Here is a 23237-nt window from a genome sequence, read left to right as displayed (position 1 = left end):
ATGGCGTCGGGACTAAAGACCATGATTTGCCCACTGCCTAACGGTTGCGCGCAGTTTTCGGCTAAAACCCTAATTCATCCCAGACCCATTTTGGAGGAGCTGTTCGTGCCGAATAGACCTGATCGCGCTAACGCGTTTTCTATATTTGCGATCTTGATAGGCCTGGCGGGCTTCGCGCTTGCTTCGGTAGCTGTGATTGTGGCGGCCAACAATGATGGTGGTGGCCCCAGTGGCAGTAGCGGTGGCGGTGGTTCCGCCGAGATGATTCACATCAACGCTGGGCTCTCAGAATTCAAGATCACGCTGGAATCGAATGAAATTCCAACCGGTGCCATGTTGATGGTTTCAAATAACGGCTCTGCACCCCACAACCTTGCTGTTAAGGGCACTAGCCTTACCACACCCGATCTGAACGCTGGTGAAACTGCCATGCTCGACATTTCGAGCTTGGCGCCGGGTGACTACCAGTTCTACTGCTCGATCGCTGGGCATGAAGCGGCTGGCATGATTATTGACGTCACTATCAGTGACTCGGCCACTGCTCCGTCCGGTAGCGGAGGTGGCGGCCACGCTGGCCACGGCAGCGGCATGACCAAAGAAGAAGCCGATCGTCTTGATGACTTGATGATGGCCTCTATGGAAGCATTCCCAGCCGAAACCGAAGGTCGTGGCAACCAAAAAGCCGAACCCACCAGTGTTGATGCCGACGGTACCTTGGTGTTCGATCTTGTAGCCGAACTAATCGACTGGGAAGTTGAGCCGGGCAAGATTGTGGAAGCGTGGGCCTACAACGGCCAGGTTCCGGGTCCATGGTTCGACTTTGAGGTTGGCGACAAAGTTCGCTTCAACCTAGAGAACAAGACCCCGCTTGGCACCGATGTGCATTGGCACGGAATTACCCTGCCCAATGAGATGGACGGCGTGGCACCTTACACCCAGCCGCTGGTGAAGTCGGGTGAAGGCTTTGTCTACGAGTTCACCTTGGTAGAACCCATGATTGCCATGTACCACGCTCACGCTCACAGCCAAGTGTCGGTACCCAACGGCATGTTTGGTGTCATCACCGTTGGCGATCGCGGATTGCCCTTGGGCAAGACCGTGAGCGGAGTGACCATCCCCGATGAAATCGATTTGGTTCAGGAAATCCCGATGGTTCTGAACGATGCCGGTGTGATTGGGTACTCGCTCAACGGGAAGTCGTTCCCCGCCACTGATCCGATTGTGGTCGACCGTGGTGACTGGTTCCTGGTGCACTACTACAACGAGGGTCTACAAATTCACCCCATGCACCTGCACGGCACCCGCCAATTGGTGTTCTCGAAAGACGGTATCCCACTAGATCAGCCCTATTGGGTCGACGTGCTGAACGTGGCCCCAGGCGAACGTTATTCCATCTTGGCCAACCCCCAAGACCCTGGCGTTTGGGTATATCACTGCCACATCCTCACTCACGTGGAACGTGACGAAGGTATGTTCGGCATGGTGACCGCCATGATTGTGAATTAAACCGGTACGTATAAACACATCAGGGGGAGCAGCTTGGATGGGCTGCTCCCCCTGATCGTTTTTGCCTGGGTTGTATTGCGTCGGGATTGTGCGGGTTGCTTCAGCGCTAGTTTCTAGCCCGGCGCCCGTCGTCGAGCCGCTCGGTTCGAACTTAGGCTTTAGATGGTGCTGGGAACCAAGTGGCCTTAGCAACGGCCTTTACGTGGCCGCTCTGGTCGGCAACCGCGGTGCCCGCAAACATCTTGCGGCCCTCAGTGCCAATCTGCCAACCAATAATCACGTATTCGTCGTCGAGGGCCAGATCTTCTAGCTGCTTGAACTGGATCCGTCCTAAAAGACTAGCCCGAATATCGGCGCTGATAAACGAGAAAGCGCCTGGACAATCGAGTGCTGCCAAAACGTATTGGGGGTCAATTGTGCCGTCTGCGCGGCCCATCCACGAAACCGGTTTCCAAGTGCCAGCCACAATTTGGTGGCCCTCAAACTCCATTGGCCCCACAAAGACTCGCATGCCTTCGCCTTCAGGCCGGTTTCCGCAACCAAAACATCCGCCATGTACCTGATGTGAAGGCGAAGCTTCCGCTGCCGCGGCGGCTTGAGCCAGAGAGGGAACAGGCGGTACCTCAAGGTCGAACTCAGTGGGCTCGGCGTTGGCAATTAGGTGTTCACCAGCACGTAACTCGGCTTTGTTCTCGTCCAGCTCCACCAGCGATAGCGGCACATCGAGCGGTGTTGGTAGACGCAAAGTTACCTGCAGCGGATGCCGAGCAGCATCGGCGAAAAGCCCCGCCACATAACCGCCATGTCCGATTGATGGTGGCCCATTAAAACGTGCATCTACGGTGAGTTCGGTAGACAGCGTATTCCCCCTTGTGGTTGATTTTAGAGCCCGAGGTGGGATTCGAACCCACGACCTGACGCTTACAAGGCGCCTGCTCTGGCCAACTGAGCTACCCGGGCATTAATAACGATCACTGATGTTACCGGTTCCTAGACAAATGTCCGAATGCGAGAAGGTGGAACATATGCTTCTCATCCCTAGGCCATATCCCCTAGCCTTAGGCGGATACCACCGGGCGCCATAAACGGAGATAATGGTTAAATGACCGCACCAAGACATCCAGGCGACAAGCCACCCACCAACGCTGCTGCCAAAGGGGTAGCGCTAATCGCAGTGGCCGTGGTTGTGGGCGCTATTTTCTTGGGCCTAGGTTTCTCATCCGACGATGGACTCTTTGCGGGTGCCGCCAGCGAGAGCACCACAACCACCACCTCGGCCGCCAAACCCGACGGCGACAATGGCACCGATACTGATGTGCAAGACCAAGAATCCACCGAGCCGGGCGATGAAACCGGCGAACCCGGTGATGACACCGGCACCGTGGCCCGGCCCAACAACGAAATTCACTATGTGGTGTTGAACGGCTCGGGCGCTGGTGGTCGCGCCGGTAGAGTCTCCAGCCAGTTGAGTGCCCTTGGCTTTGTGCCTAGCGACCCTACCAACGTGCCAGGCGGCCAGATTGACGACAGCCATATTTACTACGAAGAAGGTTGGAAGTTAGAAGCCCAGGCCATTGCCAAAGCGCTAGGGGTTGAAGACGAACTTCTAAGCCCGCTGCCAGCGCCTTTCAACTTTGAAATGGGTGATGCACACATCATGGTGGTGCTAGGCAAAGACGGTGTCATTAAGGCCTAATGCCTATGCGAGTAGTCGCGGCCCCCGATAAGTTCAAAGGCACCGCTTCGGCTGCTGAAGCCGCCCAAGCCATGTGCGAGGCGGCGCTGCAAGCTGGTTGGGAATGCGACCCGATTCCATTGGCCGACGGTGGTGAAGGCACCCTCGAAGTATTGGGAGGCCCAAACCGCAACACCCTGGTGAGTGGACCTTTGGGCGACCCGGTGCGTGCGCCGTGGCGAATAAGGCGTGGTCAAGCCATCATCGAAATGGCAGCTGCTTCGGGACTGACGTTAATTGGGGAACCGCACAAGAACGACCCGATCTCTGCCTCTACGCAGGGCACCGGCGAGCTCATTAGTGCCGCCGTGGAAGCGGGGGCCAAAAAAATCGTAGTGACCTTAGGGGGTTCCGCCACTACCGATGGTGGCCTGGGAGCGATTCAGGCGCTGCCTCCACTGCCCCGGCTTAAAGGTATCGAGCTGGTGGTAGCTGTGGACGTGACCACTAAATTCTTAGATGCCGCCGCGGTTTTCGGTCCACAAAAAGGTGCCACTACGGCCCAGGTGAAGTTCCTGCGGCGGCGTTTAGAGAGGTTAGCTCAGCTCTACAAAGAAGAATACGGTGTTGATGTAACCGAACTGCCCGGTTCGGGGGCGGCGGGTGGTTTAGCCGGGGCGCTGGCCGCCATTGGGGCGAAGGTAGTTTCAGGTTTTGAGGTGGTGGCCGAAGAAGTCGGCTTAGTCGATGCTCTAGGTAAGGCTGATTTAGTAATCACCGGTGAAGGCTTCCTAGATGCGGCTTCGTTCCAAGGCAAAGTGGTTGGCGGTGTGGCGGCCATGGCCAATGATCTGTCGGTGCCGGCAGTTGCCATTGCTGGCGCGGTTTACGACGAGATCCCGCCAGCGCTCAACCTGAAGGCACTCTCACTTTCGGCACTATATGGCAAAGAACAAGCCCACACCGATGTTCTGGGTAGTATCCGTGACGCAGCGCTGAAGGTGCTCACTAACCAGGATTTTTTCGGCCCACCCACCAGCTAATTACGGTGAGCACCACCACAGCCGCGATAATCAGCTTAATTAACCACCACAGGGTGCTGAGCACCCACATAATCAGCGATATGGCACCGATGATGGCCAAGATGCCAACAGCTAGGGCCCCGAGGGGTGATAAGCGTGGTGGAGACGGTTGTGGGCTTGGATAGTTCACTGGGTACCTCGGGGCCACCCCTTAGGTGGGTGAATGGCGTTGTTGGTATGGGGCCAGGCTAGCCATTGGCGGCAGCTCCAAGTGGTCAAGGGTTAAGGAATCTTGAGCGGGGCGAACAAATTCCACCTGTTCGCTAACCAGTGACGAGTTAACTCTTACCAAGGCAGTGTGCAAGATAGTGGCGGCTTGTGGGCCTAGGTCATCGAGTGGACGATTACGGTGTTGGCGCTCGCCCAGGTCTACCTGGCCAATAGCGTCGGTACCAACCAAGTTGGCGACGTCAATTAAAAGACCCAGTTCTACGCCATAGTCGGCCACGAAGGGCAGCTGTTCAAGCAGGCTTCGGTAGCCCCCATATTCGCCTGATAGCGGTTGGTAGAGCCCGGTTAGATGAGGGAACAACAAGCTGATCAAAGGTCGAGCCATGATTTCGGTAACTCGGCCCCCGCCGGAAGCTTCGTCGAGGTAGGGCCGCTCGTAGTAGGCCTTCACAAACTGAAGGTTGGATTCGGTAAGCAGCGGGCCCAAAATTCCCACTACAAACCGAATTTCGAACTCGCGAATGTCGCCGTCACACCAAGTAATAAGGTCACCCGAAGAAACCAAGAGTGATTTCCACATGGCTTGACCCTTGCCTGGGCCAAGGTTCTGCTCTGGCAAGATATCTTCGGCTGAAACCACGGTGGCACCAGCGTTGGCCGCCACCGCCGCTGTGGCGTCGCTCGAATGGTCGTCAATTAAAATGACTTCGTCAACAAGCGCCCAGTTTTCTACCAGTTCAGCCACGATCGTGGCCACAATTTTGCCAATGGTCGACTCTTCATTACGCGCTGGAATACACACCGAAATGGTGCGCTCGCCCTTGGCAGCGGCAAGTGCCTCCAAGGAATAATCGCGGTAATTGAAAGACGAGATTGTGGCTAATGGCACTCTCTAATGGTCACGCAATGGCCACCACCTGGCAAAGTCACCCTTAGAAATTGCGCTAAATTCGACCTAGATTGGTCAGCAATTGGCCCTGGTTGGTGTCATTCTTCGGTGCGTATAGCATTCAACTGATAGCGTTTCACGCGGCTTGCCTTCCAAGCCTCTAACTAGTTTGAAATAAGGATTTCTATGAGCGTCTCCATTCGTGTCCCTACAACTTTGCGTCCTCTTACTGGTGGTAAGTCGGAAGTCACGGTTGAAGCTGAAACCCTTGGTGGCGTGATAGATGCTCTAGAGGCCGAACACCCTGGCTTTCGTGACCGTCTTCTTGACGAAGATGGCAACCTTCACCGTTTCGTAAACGTTTTTGTGGCCGATGATGATGTTCGATTCCTCGACGGGCTTAACACTAAGGTGCCAGCTGGTGAAACGGTATCGATCATCCCTGCCGTAGCTGGCGGCAGCTACTAATTCCAGTTGCTTGAACCTGTGGAGAGGGCCATGGATCCAATGCGCATAATGCACAACCCCCGATGTTCGAAGTCTCGGGCCGGGCTCGAGCTGGTGTTAGCGAAGAACCCAGAAGCCGAGGTTGTTCGGTATCTCGATCTTCCCCCCAGCCGGGAAGACCTTGAGTTCATTGTCAACAACCTCGACGTTGAGCCCGGGTTGCTAGTGCGCAAAGACGGTCATTTCAAGGAGCTCAATCTAAACGCCGAAGATTATGTCACTCCGGCCGCGGTGGTGGAGTTGTTGTTAGAACACCCGAAGCTGATGGAGCGGCCGGTGTTGGTTTTGGATGACAAGGCAATCCTCGGTCGACCCCCCACTAAGTTCGAAGACTATCTCGATTAGCTTCGAACTTCGCCGCTGTAGCCAGTGAAATTTTGTGATTTGTTCATGGCGTAATTCGAGGGAAGAACCCACGAATTCGGAATTGCTGCCCATATAGTCGCTAATGTATCTCCGTTGTGCAACGTCGATGAGAACGTCTGTGACGTGTGGTAAATGGATGATCGGGCTGGGCCTCAAACTGTGTCGATAGCTACTCGCCCTAGGCGGCGTTTCTTAGGCGCGCTCTGCGTAATACTTTCGGTTGGGTTCTTCTTAGGGTCTGGGCTAGTAACAAGCGCCAGCGCTCAAGAATCTGATTCTGAATCTGTCACCGCTGAAACCGAAACTGCGACTGAAAACACCAGCGCCCCTGAACAATCGCTTAAAGGCCGTCTACAAGACCTCGAACGCAACGGCGTTGAAGGTGTTGTTATAAGCGTTACAACCGAAGACGGCACTGAAGTCGGTAGCGATACCTCGAATGCCAATGGCGAATGGCAAGTGTCGTTACCCGAGGAGGGCACCTATGTGGTTTCAATTGATGAAAGCACCCTTCCCGACGATTTAACACTGCGTGATTCAACGAAAGCATCGCTAACCATTGGAGTGCGCGCTGGGCAGGACAAGAACGCCTTGTTCGCCTTGAACGATGGTGAAGGTAGTGACGGTCGAGTTAGCGTCTCGCGTCTTAACCGATTATCGAACTTGGCAGCTGAAGGCGTGAAGTTCGGTTTTATGATTGCTCTGGCAGCGCTCGGCTTATCGCTAGTATTTGGTGTTACCAACCTGGTTAATTTCGCCCACGGTGAACTATTGGCATTTGGGGCTATAACAGCGTTCTGGTTGGAACGTGGAATTGGCCCCATTCCAGCCATGCCTCTTCTCTTGGCGGTCGTGGGGGCTGTAATCCTAGCCGGTGGGCTAGGCACGCTCTTTGAAAAAGGGGTGTTCGGGCCAGTACGTGCACGTGGCTCAGGCGATATTGCTGCCATGATTATTTCCATCGGTTTAGCCTTAGTAGTGCGACACCTGTATCTCATTCTCTTTGGGTCACGAGCGCAGTTCTATCGGGGCTATCGTCTGCAATCCACTTATTCGATTGGGCCAGTCTCTCTTACCCCCAAGTCGTGGTTCATTATTGTGATTGCCGGTGCGGTGCTTCTGGCGTTTGGTTGGGCACTGCAGAACACGCGCATCGGAACGGCGATGCGTGCCGTGTCGGCCAATAAAGACCTAGCAAATTCAAGTGGTATCGATGTGAACCGGGTGGTTATGGCTACCTGGTTCGTAGGTTCGGCCTTAGCTGGCTTGGCCGGTGCCATGTTTGGTCTAGCGGAATCTATTCAATGGAACATGGGCTACGAGCTGCTGCTGTTCATCTTCGCAGCCGTAGTACTAGGCGGCCTTGGTACCGCCTATGGCGCCATGCTTGGCGGCCTGGTGGTGGGATTAGTGACCCAGCTATCCACCTACTGGTTCCCATCGCAGATGAAGCTGATGTTCGCGCTGGTGGTGCTGGTCGTGATTCTAATCTTCCGCCCATCGGGCATTCTTGGATTGAAGGAGCGTTTCGGCTGATGGAGGTTCTGCTTAAAATCTTGGCCGACGCATTACGTTCGGCGGTTGGTGTTCAGGCGGCCGCCTACGCTTTGGCAGCCATTGGCTTGAACATCCACTTTGGTTTCACCGGTCTCATCAACTTTGGCCATATTGCCTTTATGGCGGTGGGAGCTTACGCCACGGCCATCTCGGTTGATTTGGGTTTAAGCCTTTGGTTAGCAGTACCCATGGGTATTGTGGCCTCAATCCTCTTGGCGCTGCTGTTGGGGCTTCCCACGCTGCGCTTACGAGCTGAATTTTTGGCCATCACCACCATTGCGGTGGGCGAGATCATCCGTATTTTGGTGCGTTCATCAGCGCTTGAACAATGGACCGGCGGTGTCTTTGGAATCCAAGGTTTCGCCGATGAGTTCTTCGACCTGAACCCTTTCAGTGGCACCTATGGTATTTGGCGGGTTACTTTCAACGCCCGTTCCATGTGGGTGATGACAGTTACCTGGGCGTTAGTAGCGCTAAGCATGGCTTTGGTTTGGGCGTTGATGAGGGCACCTTTTGGACGAGTTCTAAAAGCTATTCGTGAAGACGAGGATGCTGCCAGAGCCCTTGGTAAAAACGTGTTTTCATTCAAGATTCAAAGTTTGTGCCTAGGTGGTGTGATTGGGGCGCTAGCAGGCATCATGTTGGCTTTTGAGGCTCAAGCTGTCGTACCCGACCGCTATCTTCCCCAAACCACCTTCTTTGTGTGGACGGTTATGATTTTGGGCGGTACCGCTTCGGTGTGGGGCCCTATTGCCGGTTCGGTGATTTTCTGGTTCCTTATTTCCGCCACCGAAGGTTTATTGCGCCAAGGTATTACCAACGGGGTGATTCCCGATTGGCTTTTGAGTAGTCAGCAGGTGGCAGCCGTACGGTTTATTTTGGTGGGGCTGGTGCTCATGGTCTTGATGGTTTGGCGACCGCAAGGGGTCTTCGGCAAGCGGGAAGAGGTGTTAATCGGTGCCCAATAGTGCTGCTAATTCCCGTCCTCGTAAGCTCGCCCATGTCGCGCCGACCCCTGGGGTGGCTAAACCTGACCCTATCCTCACGGTGCGTGGTGTCAGTCGCCAATTCGGAGGGCTTCGTGCGGTTGACGTTGAACATCTTGAGGTTGAACGTGGACTTATCACCTCGGTCATTGGACCCAACGGTGCAGGCAAAACAACCTTATTTAACCTGCTAACTGGTTTCGATCAGGCTGATACCGGCGAATGGGATGTTGATGGTCAGTCACTGACTGGGAAACGGCCGCACTACATTGCTCGTGCCGGCATGGTGCGCACGTTCCAGCTGACTAAAGCCCTTTCAAAGATGACGGTCATTGACAACTTGATGCTCGGCGCTACCGAGCAGCGCGGCGAAGGTTTAGTTAACGCGTTGTTCCCGTTTCGGTGGAAAGCCGAGGAAGACGAAATTCGAGTTCGAGCCGATGAGCTTCTCGATCGTTTTCGTCTGACCCATATGCGTAATGAGTACGCTGGCACGCTTTCAGGTGGCCAGCGCAAGCTCTTGGAAATGGCGCGGGCCTTAATGGTAGAGCCCAAAGTGTTGCTCTTAGATGAACCTATGGCGGGTGTGAACCCGGCGTTGGTGCAATCACTGTTGGGTCACATCACTCAACTTCGTGATGAAGGTATGTCAGTGATCTTTATCGAACACGACATGGATGTGGTGATGGGAATTAGCGATTGGGTGGTGTGTCTGGCCCAAGGAGCGGTTATTTCGGAAGGTTTGCCGGAAGCGGTAGGAGCTGATCCCTTGGTCATCGACGCCTATTTAGGTAGTGCCCGCCCTAGTGAAGTTGAGGTGCCTAAGGAGCAGCAGCCATGAGCGAGCAGCCTTCTACGCTCCCGGCCGCTTCGGTAGTGGTTGAAGCTATCGAGTTGGTGGCGGGCTACCTACCCGGACTCGATATTCTCACCGGTACCAATTTCGTTCTGAATGATGGTGAGCTGGTGGGCATCATTGGACCAAACGGTGCTGGTAAGTCAACGCTTTTGAAGTCGATGTTTGGCTTGGTCAACATCCGCTCCGGACAGGTTTTGTTACGGGGCGAAGACATTACCAACATGCCTTCGCACGCTTTAGTCTCAAAGGGCGTGGGCTTTGTGCCCCAAACCAACAACGTTTTCCCGAACTTGTCGATTCGTGAAAACCTTGAGATGGGTATTTACCAAGATCCGAAACGTTTTGATGAGCGTTACGCCATGGTGGCCGAGCTGTTCCCACTCTTGGGCGAGCGGCCATCGCAGCGAGCCGGGCTTTTGTCGGGTGGCGAACGTCAAATGTTGGCGATGGGACGTGCCCTTATGATGCGTCCCTCGGTTTTGTTGCTAGACGAGCCATCGGCTGGGTTGTCGCCTGCGAATCAAGATGAAGTTTTTCTTCAAGTGCAAAACATTAACCGCAGCGGCGTTTCGATTGTGATCGTGGAACAAAACGCTAGGCGGTGTCTTGAGATTGCCGATCGGGCCTATGTGCTCGACCAGGGGCGTAATGCTCATGAAGGTCCTGGCCATGAGCTGCTAAACGACCAAAAGGTTATCGATTTGTACCTGGGTACTTTGGCACAGCATAAGGATTAGCTTGGGCGCATTCTTGGCTCATGCTTGAGCTTGGGAATGGGTTGGCTGGACCAAGAAATCATCCCCGCCGCCGGTGCTAGCCCCAAAACGAAGTGTGGGCCCCGAGGTGGGGCCCACACTAATTACTGACTAGTTGCCTCTTAAGGAAACTATTTAACAGCTACTTGGCGAACGACATTCATGTTGCCTTCATCGTCGTACTCGAACAGTTCGTACACACCATTGCTGGGGTCGCTACCGTCGAAGTCGATGGGGCCAGAAGCGCCGTCGTAGTCGATGTCTTCACCAGCATCGATGAGGTCTTTACACTCGGCATAGGTTTCGCACTTGGTGCCGTCTTGGGAGACCGACGACATGTTGTCACGGATCTCAGCCGGGTCAGCGGTACCTGCCTGATGGGCGGCTAGCGCAATCAAGATGGCACAGTCATAAGCCTGAGCCGAATAGATGCTGTCGACGCCAGGAGCAAACTCAGCGAACGCAGCGGGGAAGAATGCCGCGCCAAGTTCGGGGGCTGCCGATGGCTGGGTGCCCTTAATACCAAGCGCAACCGCTGGGTTTGAAGGGTCAATCAGCTCGGCCATGTCACCAGTTGCCAAGCCATCACCCACATACAGAGGAATGGTGTCCGGGCCAATACCAGCTTCAATGAGAGCCTGGATTAGCTGGATTCCTTCTTCGAAGGAAACCAGTGCAATCGCATCGGGATCGGCGGCCTTGATGGCCTGCACCTCAGCGTCGAAGTTGGTGGCTTGGGGGTCGAAGCTTTCGTTGTAAACAACGCTAGCGCCGCCTTCTTCAAGGGCGTCGGCGATGAAACCAGCGAAACCTACACCGTAGTCATCGGCACGCACGATGATGGCCACGTTAGAGTGACCGTCTTCCATAATGTACTCAGCCAAGACTGGACCTTGAAGGTTGTCGGCAGGGGCAGTACGGAAATAGAAGCCGTCTTTACCGGCGTTACGGAGGTTGGCACCGGTGTTAGACGGTGAACATTCGAGTACGCCAGCACCGGTGATCTTGTCAACCACCTGCAAGGTGACACCAGAACCGGCGGCACCAATGATGGCATTCACACCTTCGGTGCCCAAGAGGCGGTCAACGGTGTTGTTGGCCACGTCGGGGTCGCTTCCGTCGTCACCGCTGATCAGTACGACATCGTTACCCAAAGCGCCGCCAGCTTCGTTGATGTCACGAATAGCCATGGCTACACCGTTGGTCATGGGTGGGCCAAGGAAAGCCAACGAACCGGTTTCTGGCAACAGAGTACCAATGGTCAGGGTATCGGTATCAATGTCGGCCAGATCGCCGGGAACTTCGTCGTCACCATTGTCTGAATCGTCGGCCGCTGTTGTCGAGGAGGACGAAGGAGCGCTGTCCTTATCGTCATCACTTGAACAAGCGGCGGCAATTAATGTGAAACCAAGTAGCAACGCCAAAACGCGCCACAACCGGCTAGAGCTGCGCATAGGATGAATCTCTTTTCGTTCACCAATCGGACTATTCACTTTACGTGAACGGATAGAGCGTAGACCCGAACTGGAGTTTCCTCAACGAAATTAAGGAATTATGTGGGTTTATGGCAATGCCAAGAAACATGATCGACACAGTTTTGTAATCTATTGATATGGCAAATACTGGTCGTGAATTGAGCACCGAACGCTATTCATTCGTGCCTGGACCATCACCGCTTCACATTGTGCGAACCACCGGACGTCACTTGATAACCGATGATGGCCGGAGAATTTTGGATGCTGGCGGTGGTGCGGTGGTGGCCAATATTGGATATGGCCGTAGCGAAATAGCGGCCGTCGCGGCCCGAGCAATGGAGCAAATCACCTATGTTTTGCCCCCCTGGGCGACAACGGCCCGCGTGGAATTGTTGCACCAGGTGGTTGACGAATGGATGCCCGAAGAAATTACCCGCGGTGGCTTCACCAGTGGTGGTTCCGAGTCGAATGAAACGGCCTTGCGGCTAGCTCGCCAACATCATCTGAGTGCCGGTCGAACGTCCAAACACCTGGCAATTGGCCGTTTTCCTTCGTATCACGGTGTCACCATTGCCACCTTAGGATTGGGTGGGCATGAGGATCGTCGGCGAGGATTCGAGACAATGTTCCCAGCCTCGGGGCATGTGCCTTGGAACGATGCGGCAGCTCTTGAAGATAAGATTTTAGAGCTTGGTCCACAGAACGTTTCGGCATTTTTTGCCGAGCCGGTGGTTGGTTCTTCGGCAGGCGTTCTAATTGCCTCACAACAATATTGGGATGAAGTACGAGAAATCTGTGACCGCTACCAGGTGTTGTTGGTGCTGGATGAGGTAATGACCGGGTTTGGACGCACCGGGACCCGAATGGGTCTAGAACATTGGCAAATTCCGGCTGACATTGTGGTAGGGGGAAAAGGTTTAGGCGGCGGTTACGTACCTATTGGTGGGGTGTTTGCTACCGACGCGGTGATGGCACCGATCGCTGCAAATGGTGATTCGCTCATGTTCTTTACCTACGGGGCACAAGATGTGGCCTGCGCTGTGGCAAGTGCGGTGTTGCGCACTATCGATACAGAGAATCTGCTCGAGGCGGTTGTTGTCCAAGGCAACAAGTTGCATGCACGCCTAGATGCGGCTTTGGGCAACAATGAACTAGTTAGCGAAATTCGCAGCCTGGGGTTGATGGTGGGCGTGGAGTTCGCATCGCCGGGTGCCGCGCTGTACCAACGGGTAGTAGGTGAAGCCTTGCGACGTAATGTGTGGATTTACCCAGCCAATTCAGGGCCCCACTCTCCCGATGCGATTATGTTCGGGCCAGCTTTCACCGTAACCGACGAAGAAATTGACACTATGGTCAGTGTGCTGGTCGATTCCCTCGAAGCTGCCTCACAACGCCTGGTCTAAACTGTTGCTGCACGAGTGGCAGTCTAGCCATCTGCCATCGTACGGAAGCGTCCAGCATGGGAGCCGCTTAGACGTGTTCCGTCTCACGGCTGCTTTCAACAATTTCAAGCACCTTAGCGACGGGAGCCGAACATGAGCAGGATGGATGAAACGTCCCACGACTCCGCTGGCGGAGTGGGCGGAAAAATGTCGCCAGCGCGGTGGGCTTTGTCGGCTGCGATAGTGGCGGTGTTGGTAATTGCAGGAGCGTTGATATTTACGCGAGACGGTGACAACTCCGATGACGCCGCTGGTAATGCGGCGGCCACCGAAGAACCGAACGAACACGAGAGCTCGACCACCGAGTCCTTAGCAAGCACCACCACTAAAGCTGCGGAAGACGACGAGCCGAACAGTACCGAGGTGGAACAGCCTGGAGACAAGGAAGAACCACCAGCAACTCAACCTGGGTTTGCGCTGGCTGAGGTTGACTGGCGATCACTGGACTATCCGGTTGACTGCGGAGGGCAAACCGTGGGCGAGGCCCTTGCATATGTGGAGCCAGTCCCTGGCAAGAATGTGGCTGTAGTGGCTGTTAGTTGCCAAGCTGTCGCAGGTTCCCCGCCTAGCGCCGTGCTTGTGTACGAACACGCCGAGGCGGCCGACAAAGCTACACCCTCGGCTACGTTGCTCGAATACAACGATAACTGGACCCCGCTTCGCACCAATGCTTCGGGAAGCGAACTAACAATTGTGGTTTCGGGCTACAGCAGTCACGATGTGGCACAGTGTTGCCCCGATATGGAAGTGGAACTGGTTTGGGCCTGGAGTGGTGATAATTACCAGCTCACCACACCTCAGCCTGAACATGCACGCCTGCCCCGGCCCAGCCGTTAAAAGCCGCCTAAGGCGTGATTTAACTGAATCTGCGGCAGAATAGCCACGATGTCTGCCGCAGAAACAGCCTTAGCTAACCTTCGAACCGCCCTCGCCAGCTACGACAAGCTCTATGTGGGCTTTTCTGGCGGCGTAGATTCCGCCTTGTTGGTCGCCGTTGCTCATGAGGTATTAGGCCCCGAACGCGCCACGGCTGTCACAGCGGTGTCGCCTTCGTTGGCCGAGCTTGAACGCGACGGCTGTCGCAGCTTCACCTCATCGCTAGGTATTTCATATCTGGAAGTGTTCACCGATGAAATGGAACAGGCTGCTTATCGGCTAAATGATTCGATGCGTTGCTATTGGTGTAAAGACGCGTTGATGAGGGCCCTAGAGCCCATGGTCGGACTCGATGGCACCATTGCGCTTGGGGTTAATCTCGACGACCTATCCGATAGCTATCGCCCCGGACAACAAGCTGCTAAAGAAGCTGGCGCAGTGTTTCCGCTGGCCGAAGCTGGTTTTACCAAAGCTATGGTGCGTGAAGCCTCGAAATTGTTGAACCTGCCCACTTGGGACAAACCGGCGGCCGCTTGTCTAGCGTCGCGAATACCGTATGGAACTGCGGTCAGCGTAAATGTGCTTAGCCGGGTGGAGCGAGCCGAGCGGGTGCTGCGGGGGATGGGCTTTGACGAGCTTCGCGTTCGGCACTACGACGACACCGCCCGCATTGAAGTACCAGCTGAAGCATTTTTGGCCATGGTCGCTGCCCACCAAGAGATAGTCGATGCTCTCACCAACCTAGGCTACGAATACGTAACCTTAGACTTGGCTGGGCTGCGTTCCGGCAATCTGAATCAAGCTCTGCAAAAGGCAGGTGTCGGTACGGCCTCTGCGGGTTCGGCCACTCTCGACCGCAACTAACACAAGGTTTGAAGTTGTTGTTCCAACCAGCGTTACCAGTGGGGTTAGCCGCGGAGTTCGAATCCTGGGGTTTCAAGCATGTCTAGCTCGATTAACCAAAGCGACGATGAAGCGGAGCTAGCAGCCATCGCTCGGCAACTGGGAAACGCCATTTACACGGCTATCCCAGACTGGGTGATCGGCTGTGTTGAATCGCGATATTTGGCATGGTCGAAACAGGATGTGTTGCCGGCCGAGTTGGCCCAAGCCGCGCGGGCGGCGGCAACCGAGGCTCAAGAGCAAGCTGGTAATCAGGTAAAGGCAGTGTTAGCGCTTGATATTGACCAGCAGCAAGTGCCGCCGTTATCGCTGCTTCGCAGTGCGGTTAAATATCCGACCGCAATTTTGAGCCAAGCGGGCGTGCCACCAGTGATGCGCGACGAGTTCGCGGAACGGAACTTTCCCGAAGACCTTTACGATTTAAACCCCGCCGCGTTTGGCGATGTTTCCCCTGAACTGCACGAGCTAGGCATGGCGTGGGGCGCGGCTAAAGCCTTCGTGCATCTAAAGCGTCGCCGAAGCTAAGCTCCGCAGGCCCTCACAGGTATGTATATTTCATACGGATTTAATAGAGACGACCTGAGCCGGTGGGCTAATTGGTTGCATCTCGCTAAAGAAACCTGTTGATCACGCATTGGACACATATTCAACTGAAATCAAGATTATGGAGGGTGGCTCGCCCTGATCGTCGAGTCGCCAGACCACTGCCAGATCCGCTCTAGCCTCAAAATCGTAAAAAGTAAGCAGTCGGGCTAGCCCAACATTGTCGATTTGGAATGCCTGACCTAAGCGGTGTTCCGGACCGTCGCCACGGCGAATTTCCTCAAGGCGTTCCACTACGGTGCTGAATAGTTCAGCGTTGCTGTCCCGCAGAGACCGCAGGGCGTGACGTGCGGCCGCGGTTGCTTGGAGCCCAAACACTACTTAGAGGTCGTTGAGGTCGAGCGGTTCGGTGGGGGATGTTGCGGCCTTCGCCATACGTCGCGCGAATTCAGGGTCGCTAAGAAGCCTTGCTTCGGTAGCGGTCATCACGACCGCTGGTTCGAGAATTATACGGCCGCTTGAATCTTGGTAGGCGAGGAACCGCTCAGCATCGCTGAGATTGCCAATGGTCACGCGACCTCGTGAATCCTTCACGAGAAGAGTTTCTGATTCACTCATACCTTTAATTCTACCGCCGCGATCCTTCTGTTACTAGTGGGTAGTTGGGACATACCCACATAAAGAGGTGTAATAGCGTGTCAATGCGGAGCCAGAGAAGCGACGGCTGGTGGTGACCGTGGGAAGCGATGATGCTTGGGCGGTTTAACCGACTAAAGCGAGTCGGGAGAGTAGCGCTGCCAGCCAGCCCCCGTGATCGGACGACGTTCGAAAAACAAACAGTCTTCCGGGCAGGCAAAAGGCGCGGTTTGGTTGCTGCCCAGGCGACAACGTTGTACCGCTTCACCATTGGCCAAGGTACGAAGCGAATAATGTCGGCAATCTTTGCGCACAGCCATAGACCCATTCTCGCGGCCGAGTACCCTATTAGTCATGTCAAAGCGTGTAGTAATCATTGGCGGTGACGCTGCAGGCATGTCAGCAGCTTCCCAAGCTCGTCGGCAAGACCCCAACCTCGAAATCATTGCCCTTGAAAAAGGGCGGTGGACTTCGTACGCGGCCTGCGGAATTCCATATCACGTTTCGGGTGCCATTTCAGACGTTGAAGATTTGGTGGCGCGCACCCCACAAGAGTTCCGCACCAAGCAACGAATTGACGTGCGGATGGAACACGAAGCCATGAGCATCGACACCGACCGAGGCGTGGTTGAGGTGCGTTCCCATGAGCATGAACGCACCTTCGAGCTCGGCTATGACGAGCTTGTTATTGCCACCGGAGCGGCACCCATTCGTCCGCCGTTGCCCGGCATTAATGGCGACAACATTTACAGCGTGCAAACCCTGGCCGACGCTTCGGCTCTCTTTGACCGAGCTGAGGCAGGAAATCTGCGCAATGTGGTAGTAGTTGGTGCAGGCTATATCGGACTAGAAATGGCTGAAGCTTTCCTAGAGCGGGGGGCCAAGGTGACCGTGGTAGACGCCGCCGCGCAAGTCATGTCGACCCTCGATGCCGATATGGCCGAGTTAGTAGCTACCTACATGCGCGATGTTGGCGTTAACCTGCGCCTTGGGCTGCCGGTAGAAGGTTTTGAACAGAACGCGGTGTTAACACCCGATGGTCCGATAAAAGCCGATTTGATCGTGTTAGGAATTGGTGTTGCACCGAACACCAAGCTGGCTTCTGAAGCCGGAATTGAACTGGGTCCGAAATCGGCAATCGCTGTTGATCGTCAACAGCGTACCAAGACCGACGGTGTGTGGTCGGCTGGCGACTGCGCCACCTCGTTCCACCAGGTGATGGAACGACCAGTGCATATTGCCCTTGGCACGGTAGCCAACAAGCAAGGCCGAATAGCGGGCGTCAACATTGGTGGTGGCTACGCCGCCTTCCCCGGTGTTTTGGGTACCGCCATCACCAAGGTTTGCGATTTAGAAGTGGCCCGGTCGGGCTTGAACGAAGCCGAAGCCACCGAAGCTGGGTACCAATACGCGGCCGTTACGGTGGAAACGAACACCTTGGCTCACTATTACCCCACCAATGAGAGCATGACCATCAAGATGTTGGCCGAACGAGGCAGTGGCCGTTTGCTTGGAGCTCAGATCGTGGGTCGTAAGGGTGCTGGAAAGCGTATCGACATTGTGGCCACCGCTCTCACGGCAAGAATGACCGTAGCTGAGGTTATGGAGCTTGATTTGGCTTACGCTCCGCCGTTTTCGCCGGTGTGGGAGCCCATCGCGACCGCGGCGCGTGTAGCAGCTGGTCGCGTCTAGCTGGATCCATCTGGCTTGAGCTTCGAAAACCACTCCGGCTGATTAGAGCTCTTAGTCGTGGGGGTGTTCGCGGAGGAACTGTTCCACCTCGGCAATGAACGAAGTTGAACTAAGTGGCGTGTCGTCGCTGTCATAGCGCTCTTCTAAAGACCGCAGATATTCTTCGGTTTCGTCATCGTCTTTCACCAGTTCATCAAGCTGGCGTTCATAGGAAGCTACCGCGATCTCCAGATTGGTTGTCTTGATGGAAGCACCCACCATTGAGACCGCCTTTTCCACCAATGAAAGCGTGGCTTTAGGTGCTGGTGCTCCTGGAATGTAAGAAGGCACGGCCGCCCAAAGCGCTGCTGTAGGAATGTGGGCCTGGTGAAGTAGCAGGTTAAGTACCGACGTTATGCCAGCTGGGCCTTCGTATTCCGACGGCTTGAGGGCATACATTTCACTCAAGCTTTCATCTTGGCTAGAACCCATTACCGCCACTGGGCGGGTGTGGGGTACTTCAGCCAACAACGCCCCCAGAGTTAAAGCCATGGTGGTATCTAGCGATTTCGCCACCTCAACAATGTGACCGCAAAACGTTTTCCAACGTAGCTGGGGCTCGCTACCACTCAGTACTACGAGGTCGCGGTCAACCCCTGGAATAGGCGCAACATAGAACTCGTTTTTGGGCCAAGCCACTTCACGATTACCATCGTCATCGAAACGGATCCGGGGTCTCACCTCGGTGAAGTCGAAATAATCTTCCCCTTCAATGCTGGCAAATAGCTTGGCATCCCATTGTTCTATTAGATACTGCACCGCTCCGCTTGCTGCGTCGCCAGCATCGCTCCAGCCCTCAAAGGCCGCAATCAACACCGGTCGCCTTAGGTTTGGACGGTCATGCCATACGAGTGCACTCATATCCTCCTACGGTATCCCTTATGTCTTCTCCTAGCCTGATTGACCTACTTGAACTAGACCGAATTGATCGTGACATCTTTCAGGCTCGAAGCCACGAAAGCCGCGAAGGTCGTTTGTTTGGAGGTCAGATCGCTGCTCAGGCATTGCGTTCAGCGGCCCACACGGTTCATGTTGACCATGAGGTGAACTCGCTGCACTGTTATTTCTTGCGCCCGGGGCGTTACGGCGTGCCTGTCACCTATCTGGTGGATCGCATTCGTGATGGGGCATCATTTTCAACGCGGCGCATTGTGGCGTTACAAGACGGCGAAGCAATTTTGAACCTAGACGCCTCATTCCACACCACCGAGCCGGGCTACGACTTTGAGTTGCCATCCCCGCTTGGTCAGACACCGAACCCCGAAGAACTAACTGATAGCCGTCGGCATCATCACCATCACCCGTTTTTACAGCGTGAAATTTCTTCGCCTGCTTCAGCCGACGTGTTGCGTGCCCGTTGGGTGAAAACGGTTGGTGAATTGCCCGATGACCCTGTGATTCATGCTTGCGCTTTGGTCTATATGTCTGATTCGGGTCCGGTTTCCGCTGCAATGACCGCCATTGAAAAAGAAGACCGTTGGGACGGACAGTTCATGACGGCCAGTTTGGACCATAACATGTGGTTTCATCGGCGAGCTCGTGCCGATGAATGGCTGCTTTATGAACTAGGTGCCGTGGCGGCACACGGGGCTAGAGGTTTGGCCCGTGGAGCAATGTGGAGCTCGGATGGCCATCTGGCGGTCTCAATCGTGCAGGAATCGTTGCTGCGCGAACGGCGTGCCACGAGATAGCGCTAGAAGTAACGTTTAAAAAAGTAGAGCCCCCGGATGGAGGGCTCTACAAGATAATTATTTAACGCAGGTTTTTAGATTCGTTCTACCAAAGTAGCCATGGCCATGCCGCCAGCGGCACACATGGTTTCAATGCCGAATTGGCCGTCTTCGGTGATCAGGTCATTGATCAAGGTGGTCATGATTCGGGCACCGGTCATACCAAAGGGGTGGCCTAGTGCAATGGCACCACCGTGGATGTTGAGCTGCTTGTCGATGTCGATACCAATGGCATCCACAATGGGCAGTACCTGGGCTGCGAAGGCTTCGTTTAGCTCGACAAAGCTGATGTCTTTGATCGACATGCCGGTCATCTTCAACAGCTTGGAGATGGCATCAATTGGGGCTACACCCATGATTTCAGGGTTGTTTCCAGAATAGGCGGTGGCGACCACCCGAACGAGAGGCTTGATACCCAATTCGTCGGCCTTGGCCCGGCTGGTGAGAACTACCGCGGCGGCACCATCATTTAGCGGACAAGCGTTACCGGCAGTAACAGTGCCGTCTTCTTTGAACGCTGGCTTTAGCTCAGCCAGTTTCTCTTTGGTGGTGCCGGGGCGAGGACCATCGTCCTTCGAGGCCACGGTGCCATCATCAAGGGTGATTGGGCTGATTTCCCATTCGAAAATGCCATTTTCCTGAGAGGCGACGGCACGCTGCTGCGAAAGAGCTGCGAACGCGTCCATGTCTTCACGCTTCACACCGTATTTTTCAGCTACGTTTTCGGCCGTGAGACCCATTGGAATGTAAACGAATGGGAAGCCATCAGCGTTATCGGGCAAGAGGCGTGGGTTCAAACCACCTGGGCCAATGCCGCTGCCAGCAGGTTTCGGGGCACCTTCTGGTTGTGGAGGACGGGAAGCTTTTTCTACACCGCCAGCCACATATATGTCGCCCTCGCCCACTTTGATGGAGTTGGCGGCCGCGGAAATTCCTTGTAGCGATGAGGCGCAGAAACGTTGGATGGTATGGCCAGGCACCGAGTGTGGCCAGCCAGCCAGAATGGTGGCGGTACGGGCGATATTGAAACCAGTTTCACCTGATTGGGCCACGTTACCGATGAGGACGTCTTGAACGTCTTCTTTGTTTATTTGCGGAACCTTCTCCATGACGGCGTTCAAAATGTCGCCCATCATTTCGTCGGCTCGTTTGGTGACTAGTGAGCCTTTGTTGGCTCGCCCAATCGGGCTTCGGGTGGCGGCGACGATGACCGCTTCATTTTGCTCTGCCATTGGGTTCCCCTTGAGAAAGTGGCGGGTTCAGACCCCGGTGGTCTGAAATTTTGCTGTCCAGACTGCCACACTATCCCCTAAAGCGTCACCATGTAATTAGAGGCCATAACGAAAAGAGCCCGATGACCGTTTTTCGACGCCATTTAGACAGGTTGCAGTAGCAGCGGTGCTCATTTTGTGCGGTTGGGCAACTAACCTTGGGTCGGTTTCAAACGTCGATATTAGTTTCAAACCATGGGCTCAATTACGAGCGCTACAGAAATAAGGAAGCCTTAGGTGAAGATCGAAGAAGTCGATGTGGTGGATGACGAGCTGGTTGAGGCTTTTCGCCGCTTGATCCCTCAGCTGTCTAGGTCTAACCCTCCTCCTTCACGACAAGCGCTCGAAGAGCTGGTGGAATCGCCAGCATGTCACTTATTGGTGGCGGTTGACTCGGCTGTGGCCAAAGGCGAGCCCGCTCGGATTCTTGGCAGCTTAACCTTGGTGGTTTTTCCGATTCCCACCGGTATTCGTGCCTGGATCGAAGACGTGGTGGTAGATGAAGCCGCCCGAGGTCGCGGGGTGGGATATGCGCTTAACCAACACGCTTTGGGCTTGGCTAAAGAACTGGGTGCAGTGACCGTGGATTTAACGTCGCGGCCATCACGAGAAGCAGCCAATCGCTTGTATCAGCGTTTAGGTTTCGTGGCCCGTGAAACCAACGTCTACCGCTACACCCTACGCGCCTAGTTCATAAATGCCTGATCATGTGCCGTCTTAGGCTGCCACGCAACCCGACACGGTCGCTCACCCATGGATTGGGCGCTGATACGTAGTAATTTGTTCATGCGTATCAGCGCCTGAATTCGGTGTCGAAGACTGTTTCTCGATGAGGGTTCTAGCGGTTGAGCAGGTCGCGGGCGATGTGGGTTATTTGGATTTCATCGGTACCAGCATATATTTGTAGCACCTTGGCATCACGGGCCAGCTGCTCCACTCGGAATTCAGACATGTAGCCATTCCCTCCGAAGATTTGTACGGCCTCAAGCGCTACTTCGGTGGCAGCCCGTGCGGCGTACAGTTTCATAGCCGAGGCTTCGGCCAAGGTCATAGTACGGCCAGCGGCGCCCAGTTCTATGGTGCGAAACACCAGGTTTTGTACATTCAGGCGGGCCACTTCCATTCGGGCCAGCTTGTCTTGAATCAGTTGGAACTCACCGATGGGCTTACCGAACTGCACCCGGTCTTTGGCGTATTGCACGCTAAGTTCTAGGCATTCTTCGATGATGCCAAGTGCCATGGCGGCTACACCCGAGCGTTCTTGTTGGAACGTTGCTTTCGCCCCTTCGCGCCCGCCAGAGGGAAGGTCTTCGGTTTCCCCAATTAGACGATCAATGCCCACCCGAACGTCGGTCAGGAAAAGCTCGCCTGTGGGAGAAGAATGCATGCCCATTTTGCGCAGCGGTTTCGATTGTTCAAAGCCCGGCATGCCGCGGTCGAGCACGAAACTTAAAATCTTGCGGTCGGCGGGGGCGTTACCTTCGTCTAGCTTGCAGATGAACACGGTGGTATCTGCATAGGGGCCGTTGGTGATAAACGTTTTCGATCCGTTCAGAACGTATTCATTACCGTCGCGTCGGGCGGTGGAAGCCATAGAGCCAAACGCGTCGGAGCCAGAACCGGGTTCAGTGATAGCCCAAGCGCCAACCTTGTCCATGGTGAGTAGATCGAGTGCCCAACGTTCTTTTTGGGCGATGGTGCCCTTAGACATAATGGCGGCCGAGGTGAGCGACATGGAAACACCCATGGCGGTAACCATTCCTGGTGCTACGCGGCACAACTCGATAATTGGGATGAGGCTAAGGCTGTCGCCGCCGCCACCACCTCCATTACTTTCCTTTTCGGGTACCGATTCGCCAGCCGCAATAGCTTTTTCACGCTCGATGCGTCGTTGGAAGCTGTCGCGGGCCATAGCGTCCATGCCGAAGGTCTGCAGCAGCTTGCGCAGGATGTCGTACGGCGGCATGTCGCCGTGCTCAAGTTCTTCCACATTGGGTCGAACCTCGGTGTCAACGAAGCGCTTTACAGCGTCGCGCACCATTTGTTGTTCTTCAGTCCAGTCGATCATCGAGGGTTTCCTTGGGGGAGAAAGGGTTGGGGGGAAGAGTCAAACCGTACAGCGTAGAACAGGTGGAATTTAGGCGCTCGACGGCCGAAGTTTTCAACAAGGCTCTATATATCGCATCAAGATACAAATCGGCTAGTACGGTGACCTTTGTAGCTGCTGGTTAGTTGCTGTTACCCCTAGCGGTTATCTATGGACCCGATTTGAAGAGG

25 protein-coding genes and 1 tRNA gene are annotated in these 23237 nt (G+C 54.9%); 16 read left to right on the top strand and 10 right to left on the bottom strand.

Features of this window, described 5'->3' with window-relative positions:
* Nucleotides 1-105 precede the first annotated feature (105 nt).
* On the top strand, nucleotides 106-1506 hold the full coding sequence (locus WC184_04785; GenBank protein ID MFA7477194.1) for a multicopper oxidase domain-containing protein: 1401 nt from the start codon (nucleotides 106-108) through the stop codon (nucleotides 1504-1506).
* 151 nt (nucleotides 1507-1657) lie between these two features.
* Here WC184_04785 and WC184_04780 read toward each other — a convergent pair whose 3' ends face one another.
* Complete coding sequence (locus WC184_04780) at nucleotides 1658-2299, bottom strand: hypothetical protein (GenBank protein MFA7477193.1); 642 nt, start codon at nucleotides 2297-2299, stop codon at nucleotides 1658-1660.
* Nucleotides 2300-2392: 93 nt separating this feature from the next.
* Nucleotides 2393-2466 (bottom strand) — tRNA-Thr (locus tag WC184_04775).
* Between the two features lie 142 nt (nucleotides 2467-2608).
* Here WC184_04775 and WC184_04770 point away from each other — a divergent pair.
* Together WC184_04770 and WC184_04765 are read left to right on the top strand one after the other, a co-directional pair.
* Nucleotides 2609-3202, top strand: a complete 594-nt coding sequence (locus WC184_04770; protein ID MFA7477192.1) for a LytR C-terminal domain-containing protein — start codon at nucleotides 2609-2611, stop codon at nucleotides 3200-3202.
* Nucleotides 3203-3207: 5 nt separating this feature from the next.
* Complete coding sequence (locus WC184_04765) at nucleotides 3208-4224, top strand: glycerate kinase (protein ID MFA7477191.1); 1017 nt, start codon at nucleotides 3208-3210, stop codon at nucleotides 4222-4224.
* Between the two features lie 190 nt (nucleotides 4225-4414).
* Here the strand turns inward: WC184_04765 and WC184_04760 are convergent, their stop codons facing one another.
* A complete protein-coding gene (locus WC184_04760) occupies nucleotides 4415-5323 on the bottom strand; it encodes a glucosyl-3-phosphoglycerate synthase (protein MFA7477190.1) in 909 nt (302 codons plus the stop codon).
* Between the two features lie 186 nt (nucleotides 5324-5509).
* Here WC184_04760 and WC184_04755 point away from each other — a divergent pair, with 186 nt between their 5' ends.
* The 6 genes from WC184_04755 to WC184_04730 all read left to right on the top strand — a co-directional run bounded on the left by WC184_04755 (nucleotide 5510) and on the right by WC184_04730 (nucleotide 10335).
* Nucleotides 5510-5791 carry a ubiquitin-like small modifier protein 1 gene (locus WC184_04755; GenBank protein MFA7477189.1) on the top strand — a complete coding sequence of 94 codons (282 nt, stop codon included), beginning with the start codon at nucleotides 5510-5512 and terminating at the stop codon, nucleotides 5789-5791.
* A gap of 30 nt (nucleotides 5792-5821) precedes the next feature.
* Nucleotides 5822-6175, top strand: coding sequence for an ArsC/Spx/MgsR family protein (locus WC184_04750; protein MFA7477188.1), 354 nt, complete (start codon nucleotides 5822-5824; stop codon nucleotides 6173-6175).
* Nucleotides 6176-6328: 153 nt separating this feature from the next.
* Nucleotides 6329-7732, top strand: a complete 1404-nt coding sequence (locus WC184_04745; GenBank protein MFA7477187.1) for a branched-chain amino acid ABC transporter permease — start codon at nucleotides 6329-6331, stop codon at nucleotides 7730-7732.
* Nucleotides 7732-8721 carry a branched-chain amino acid ABC transporter permease gene (locus WC184_04740; protein ID MFA7477186.1) on the top strand — a complete coding sequence of 330 codons (990 nt, stop codon included), beginning with the start codon at nucleotides 7732-7734 and terminating at the stop codon, nucleotides 8719-8721. Before WC184_04745 ends, WC184_04740 begins: the two co-directional genes overlap by 1 nt.
* Nucleotides 8711-9580: an ABC transporter ATP-binding protein gene (locus WC184_04735; protein ID MFA7477185.1), complete on the top strand. Its 870-nt coding sequence runs from the start codon at nucleotides 8711-8713 to the stop codon at nucleotides 9578-9580. The genes WC184_04740 and WC184_04735 overlap by 11 nt, the downstream gene beginning before the upstream one ends.
* Nucleotides 9577-10335: an ABC transporter ATP-binding protein gene (locus WC184_04730; GenBank protein MFA7477184.1), complete on the top strand. Its 759-nt coding sequence runs from the start codon at nucleotides 9577-9579 to the stop codon at nucleotides 10333-10335. Before WC184_04735 ends, WC184_04730 begins: the two co-directional genes overlap by 4 nt.
* Before the next feature lie 149 nt (nucleotides 10336-10484).
* On the opposite strand, the gene WC184_04725 is transcribed toward WC184_04730, so the two are convergent.
* Nucleotides 10485-11807, bottom strand: a complete 1323-nt coding sequence (locus tag WC184_04725; protein MFA7477183.1) for an ABC transporter substrate-binding protein — start codon at nucleotides 11805-11807, stop codon at nucleotides 10485-10487.
* Between the two features lie 158 nt (nucleotides 11808-11965).
* On the opposite strand from WC184_04725, the gene WC184_04720 reads away from it, so the two are divergent.
* From WC184_04720 to WC184_04705, 4 genes are all read left to right on the top strand, one after another.
* On the top strand, nucleotides 11966-13231 hold the full coding sequence (locus WC184_04720) for an aminotransferase class III-fold pyridoxal phosphate-dependent enzyme (protein ID MFA7477182.1): 1266 nt from the start codon (nucleotides 11966-11968) through the stop codon (nucleotides 13229-13231).
* Between the two features lie 132 nt (nucleotides 13232-13363).
* Nucleotides 13364-14107 (top strand): hypothetical protein, encoded by a 744-nt coding sequence (locus WC184_04715; GenBank protein ID MFA7477181.1) that lies wholly within the window; start codon nucleotides 13364-13366, stop codon nucleotides 14105-14107.
* Nucleotides 14108-14155: 48 nt separating this feature from the next.
* On the top strand, nucleotides 14156-15010 hold the full coding sequence (gene larE, locus WC184_04710) for an ATP-dependent sacrificial sulfur transferase LarE (protein MFA7477180.1): 855 nt from the start codon (nucleotides 14156-14158) through the stop codon (nucleotides 15008-15010).
* Between the two features lie 78 nt (nucleotides 15011-15088).
* On the top strand, nucleotides 15089-15574 hold the full coding sequence (locus WC184_04705) for a hypothetical protein (GenBank protein ID MFA7477179.1): 486 nt from the start codon (nucleotides 15089-15091) through the stop codon (nucleotides 15572-15574).
* A gap of 102 nt (nucleotides 15575-15676) precedes the next feature.
* Here the strand turns inward: WC184_04705 and WC184_04700 are convergent, their stop codons facing one another.
* The 3 genes from WC184_04700 to WC184_04690 form a co-directional block, all read right to left on the bottom strand.
* Nucleotides 15677-15970, bottom strand: a complete 294-nt coding sequence (locus WC184_04700) for a hypothetical protein (GenBank protein ID MFA7477178.1) — start codon at nucleotides 15968-15970, stop codon at nucleotides 15677-15679.
* 3 nt (nucleotides 15971-15973) lie between these two features.
* Nucleotides 15974-16210: a hypothetical protein gene (locus WC184_04695; GenBank protein ID MFA7477177.1), complete on the bottom strand. Its 237-nt coding sequence runs from the start codon at nucleotides 16208-16210 to the stop codon at nucleotides 15974-15976.
* A gap of 152 nt (nucleotides 16211-16362) precedes the next feature.
* Complete coding sequence (locus tag WC184_04690) at nucleotides 16363-16584, bottom strand: hypothetical protein (GenBank protein MFA7477176.1); 222 nt, start codon at nucleotides 16582-16584, stop codon at nucleotides 16363-16365.
* Here WC184_04690 and WC184_04685 point away from each other — a divergent pair.
* Nucleotides 16583-17920, top strand: coding sequence for an FAD-dependent oxidoreductase (locus tag WC184_04685; protein MFA7477175.1), 1338 nt, complete (start codon nucleotides 16583-16585; stop codon nucleotides 17918-17920). The genes WC184_04690 and WC184_04685 overlap by 2 nt on opposite strands.
* A gap of 51 nt (nucleotides 17921-17971) precedes the next feature.
* Here the strand turns inward: WC184_04685 and WC184_04680 are convergent, their stop codons facing one another.
* Complete coding sequence (locus WC184_04680; GenBank protein MFA7477174.1) at nucleotides 17972-18820, bottom strand: PAC2 family protein; 849 nt, start codon at nucleotides 18818-18820, stop codon at nucleotides 17972-17974.
* A 20-nt stretch (nucleotides 18821-18840) separates the two neighbouring features.
* Between WC184_04680 and WC184_04675 the strand changes: the two genes are divergently transcribed.
* Nucleotides 18841-19650 (top strand): acyl-CoA thioesterase domain-containing protein, encoded by an 810-nt coding sequence (locus WC184_04675; protein MFA7477173.1) that lies wholly within the window; start codon nucleotides 18841-18843, stop codon nucleotides 19648-19650.
* Nucleotides 19651-19724: 74 nt separating this feature from the next.
* Here WC184_04675 and WC184_04670 read toward each other — a convergent pair whose 3' ends face one another.
* Nucleotides 19725-20921, bottom strand: a complete 1197-nt coding sequence (locus tag WC184_04670; GenBank protein MFA7477172.1) for an acetyl-CoA C-acyltransferase — start codon at nucleotides 20919-20921, stop codon at nucleotides 19725-19727.
* Nucleotides 20922-21197: 276 nt separating this feature from the next.
* Between WC184_04670 and WC184_04665 the strand changes: the two genes are divergently transcribed.
* Complete coding sequence (locus WC184_04665) at nucleotides 21198-21650, top strand: GNAT family N-acetyltransferase (protein ID MFA7477171.1); 453 nt, start codon at nucleotides 21198-21200, stop codon at nucleotides 21648-21650.
* 148 nt (nucleotides 21651-21798) lie between these two features.
* Here WC184_04665 and WC184_04660 read toward each other — a convergent pair whose 3' ends face one another.
* Complete coding sequence (locus WC184_04660; protein ID MFA7477170.1) at nucleotides 21799-23028, bottom strand: acyl-CoA dehydrogenase family protein; 1230 nt, start codon at nucleotides 23026-23028, stop codon at nucleotides 21799-21801.
* Between the last annotated feature and the right edge of the window lie 209 nt (nucleotides 23029-23237).

It is taken from the genome of Acidimicrobiia bacterium, from assembly GCA_041676705.1.
Taxonomy (GTDB): domain Bacteria; phylum Actinomycetota; class Acidimicrobiia; order Acidimicrobiales; family SKKL01; genus Actinomarinicola.
The sequence above is the reverse complement of the archived record's forward strand: the minus strand, read 5'-3'. Positions and strand labels throughout refer to the sequence as shown.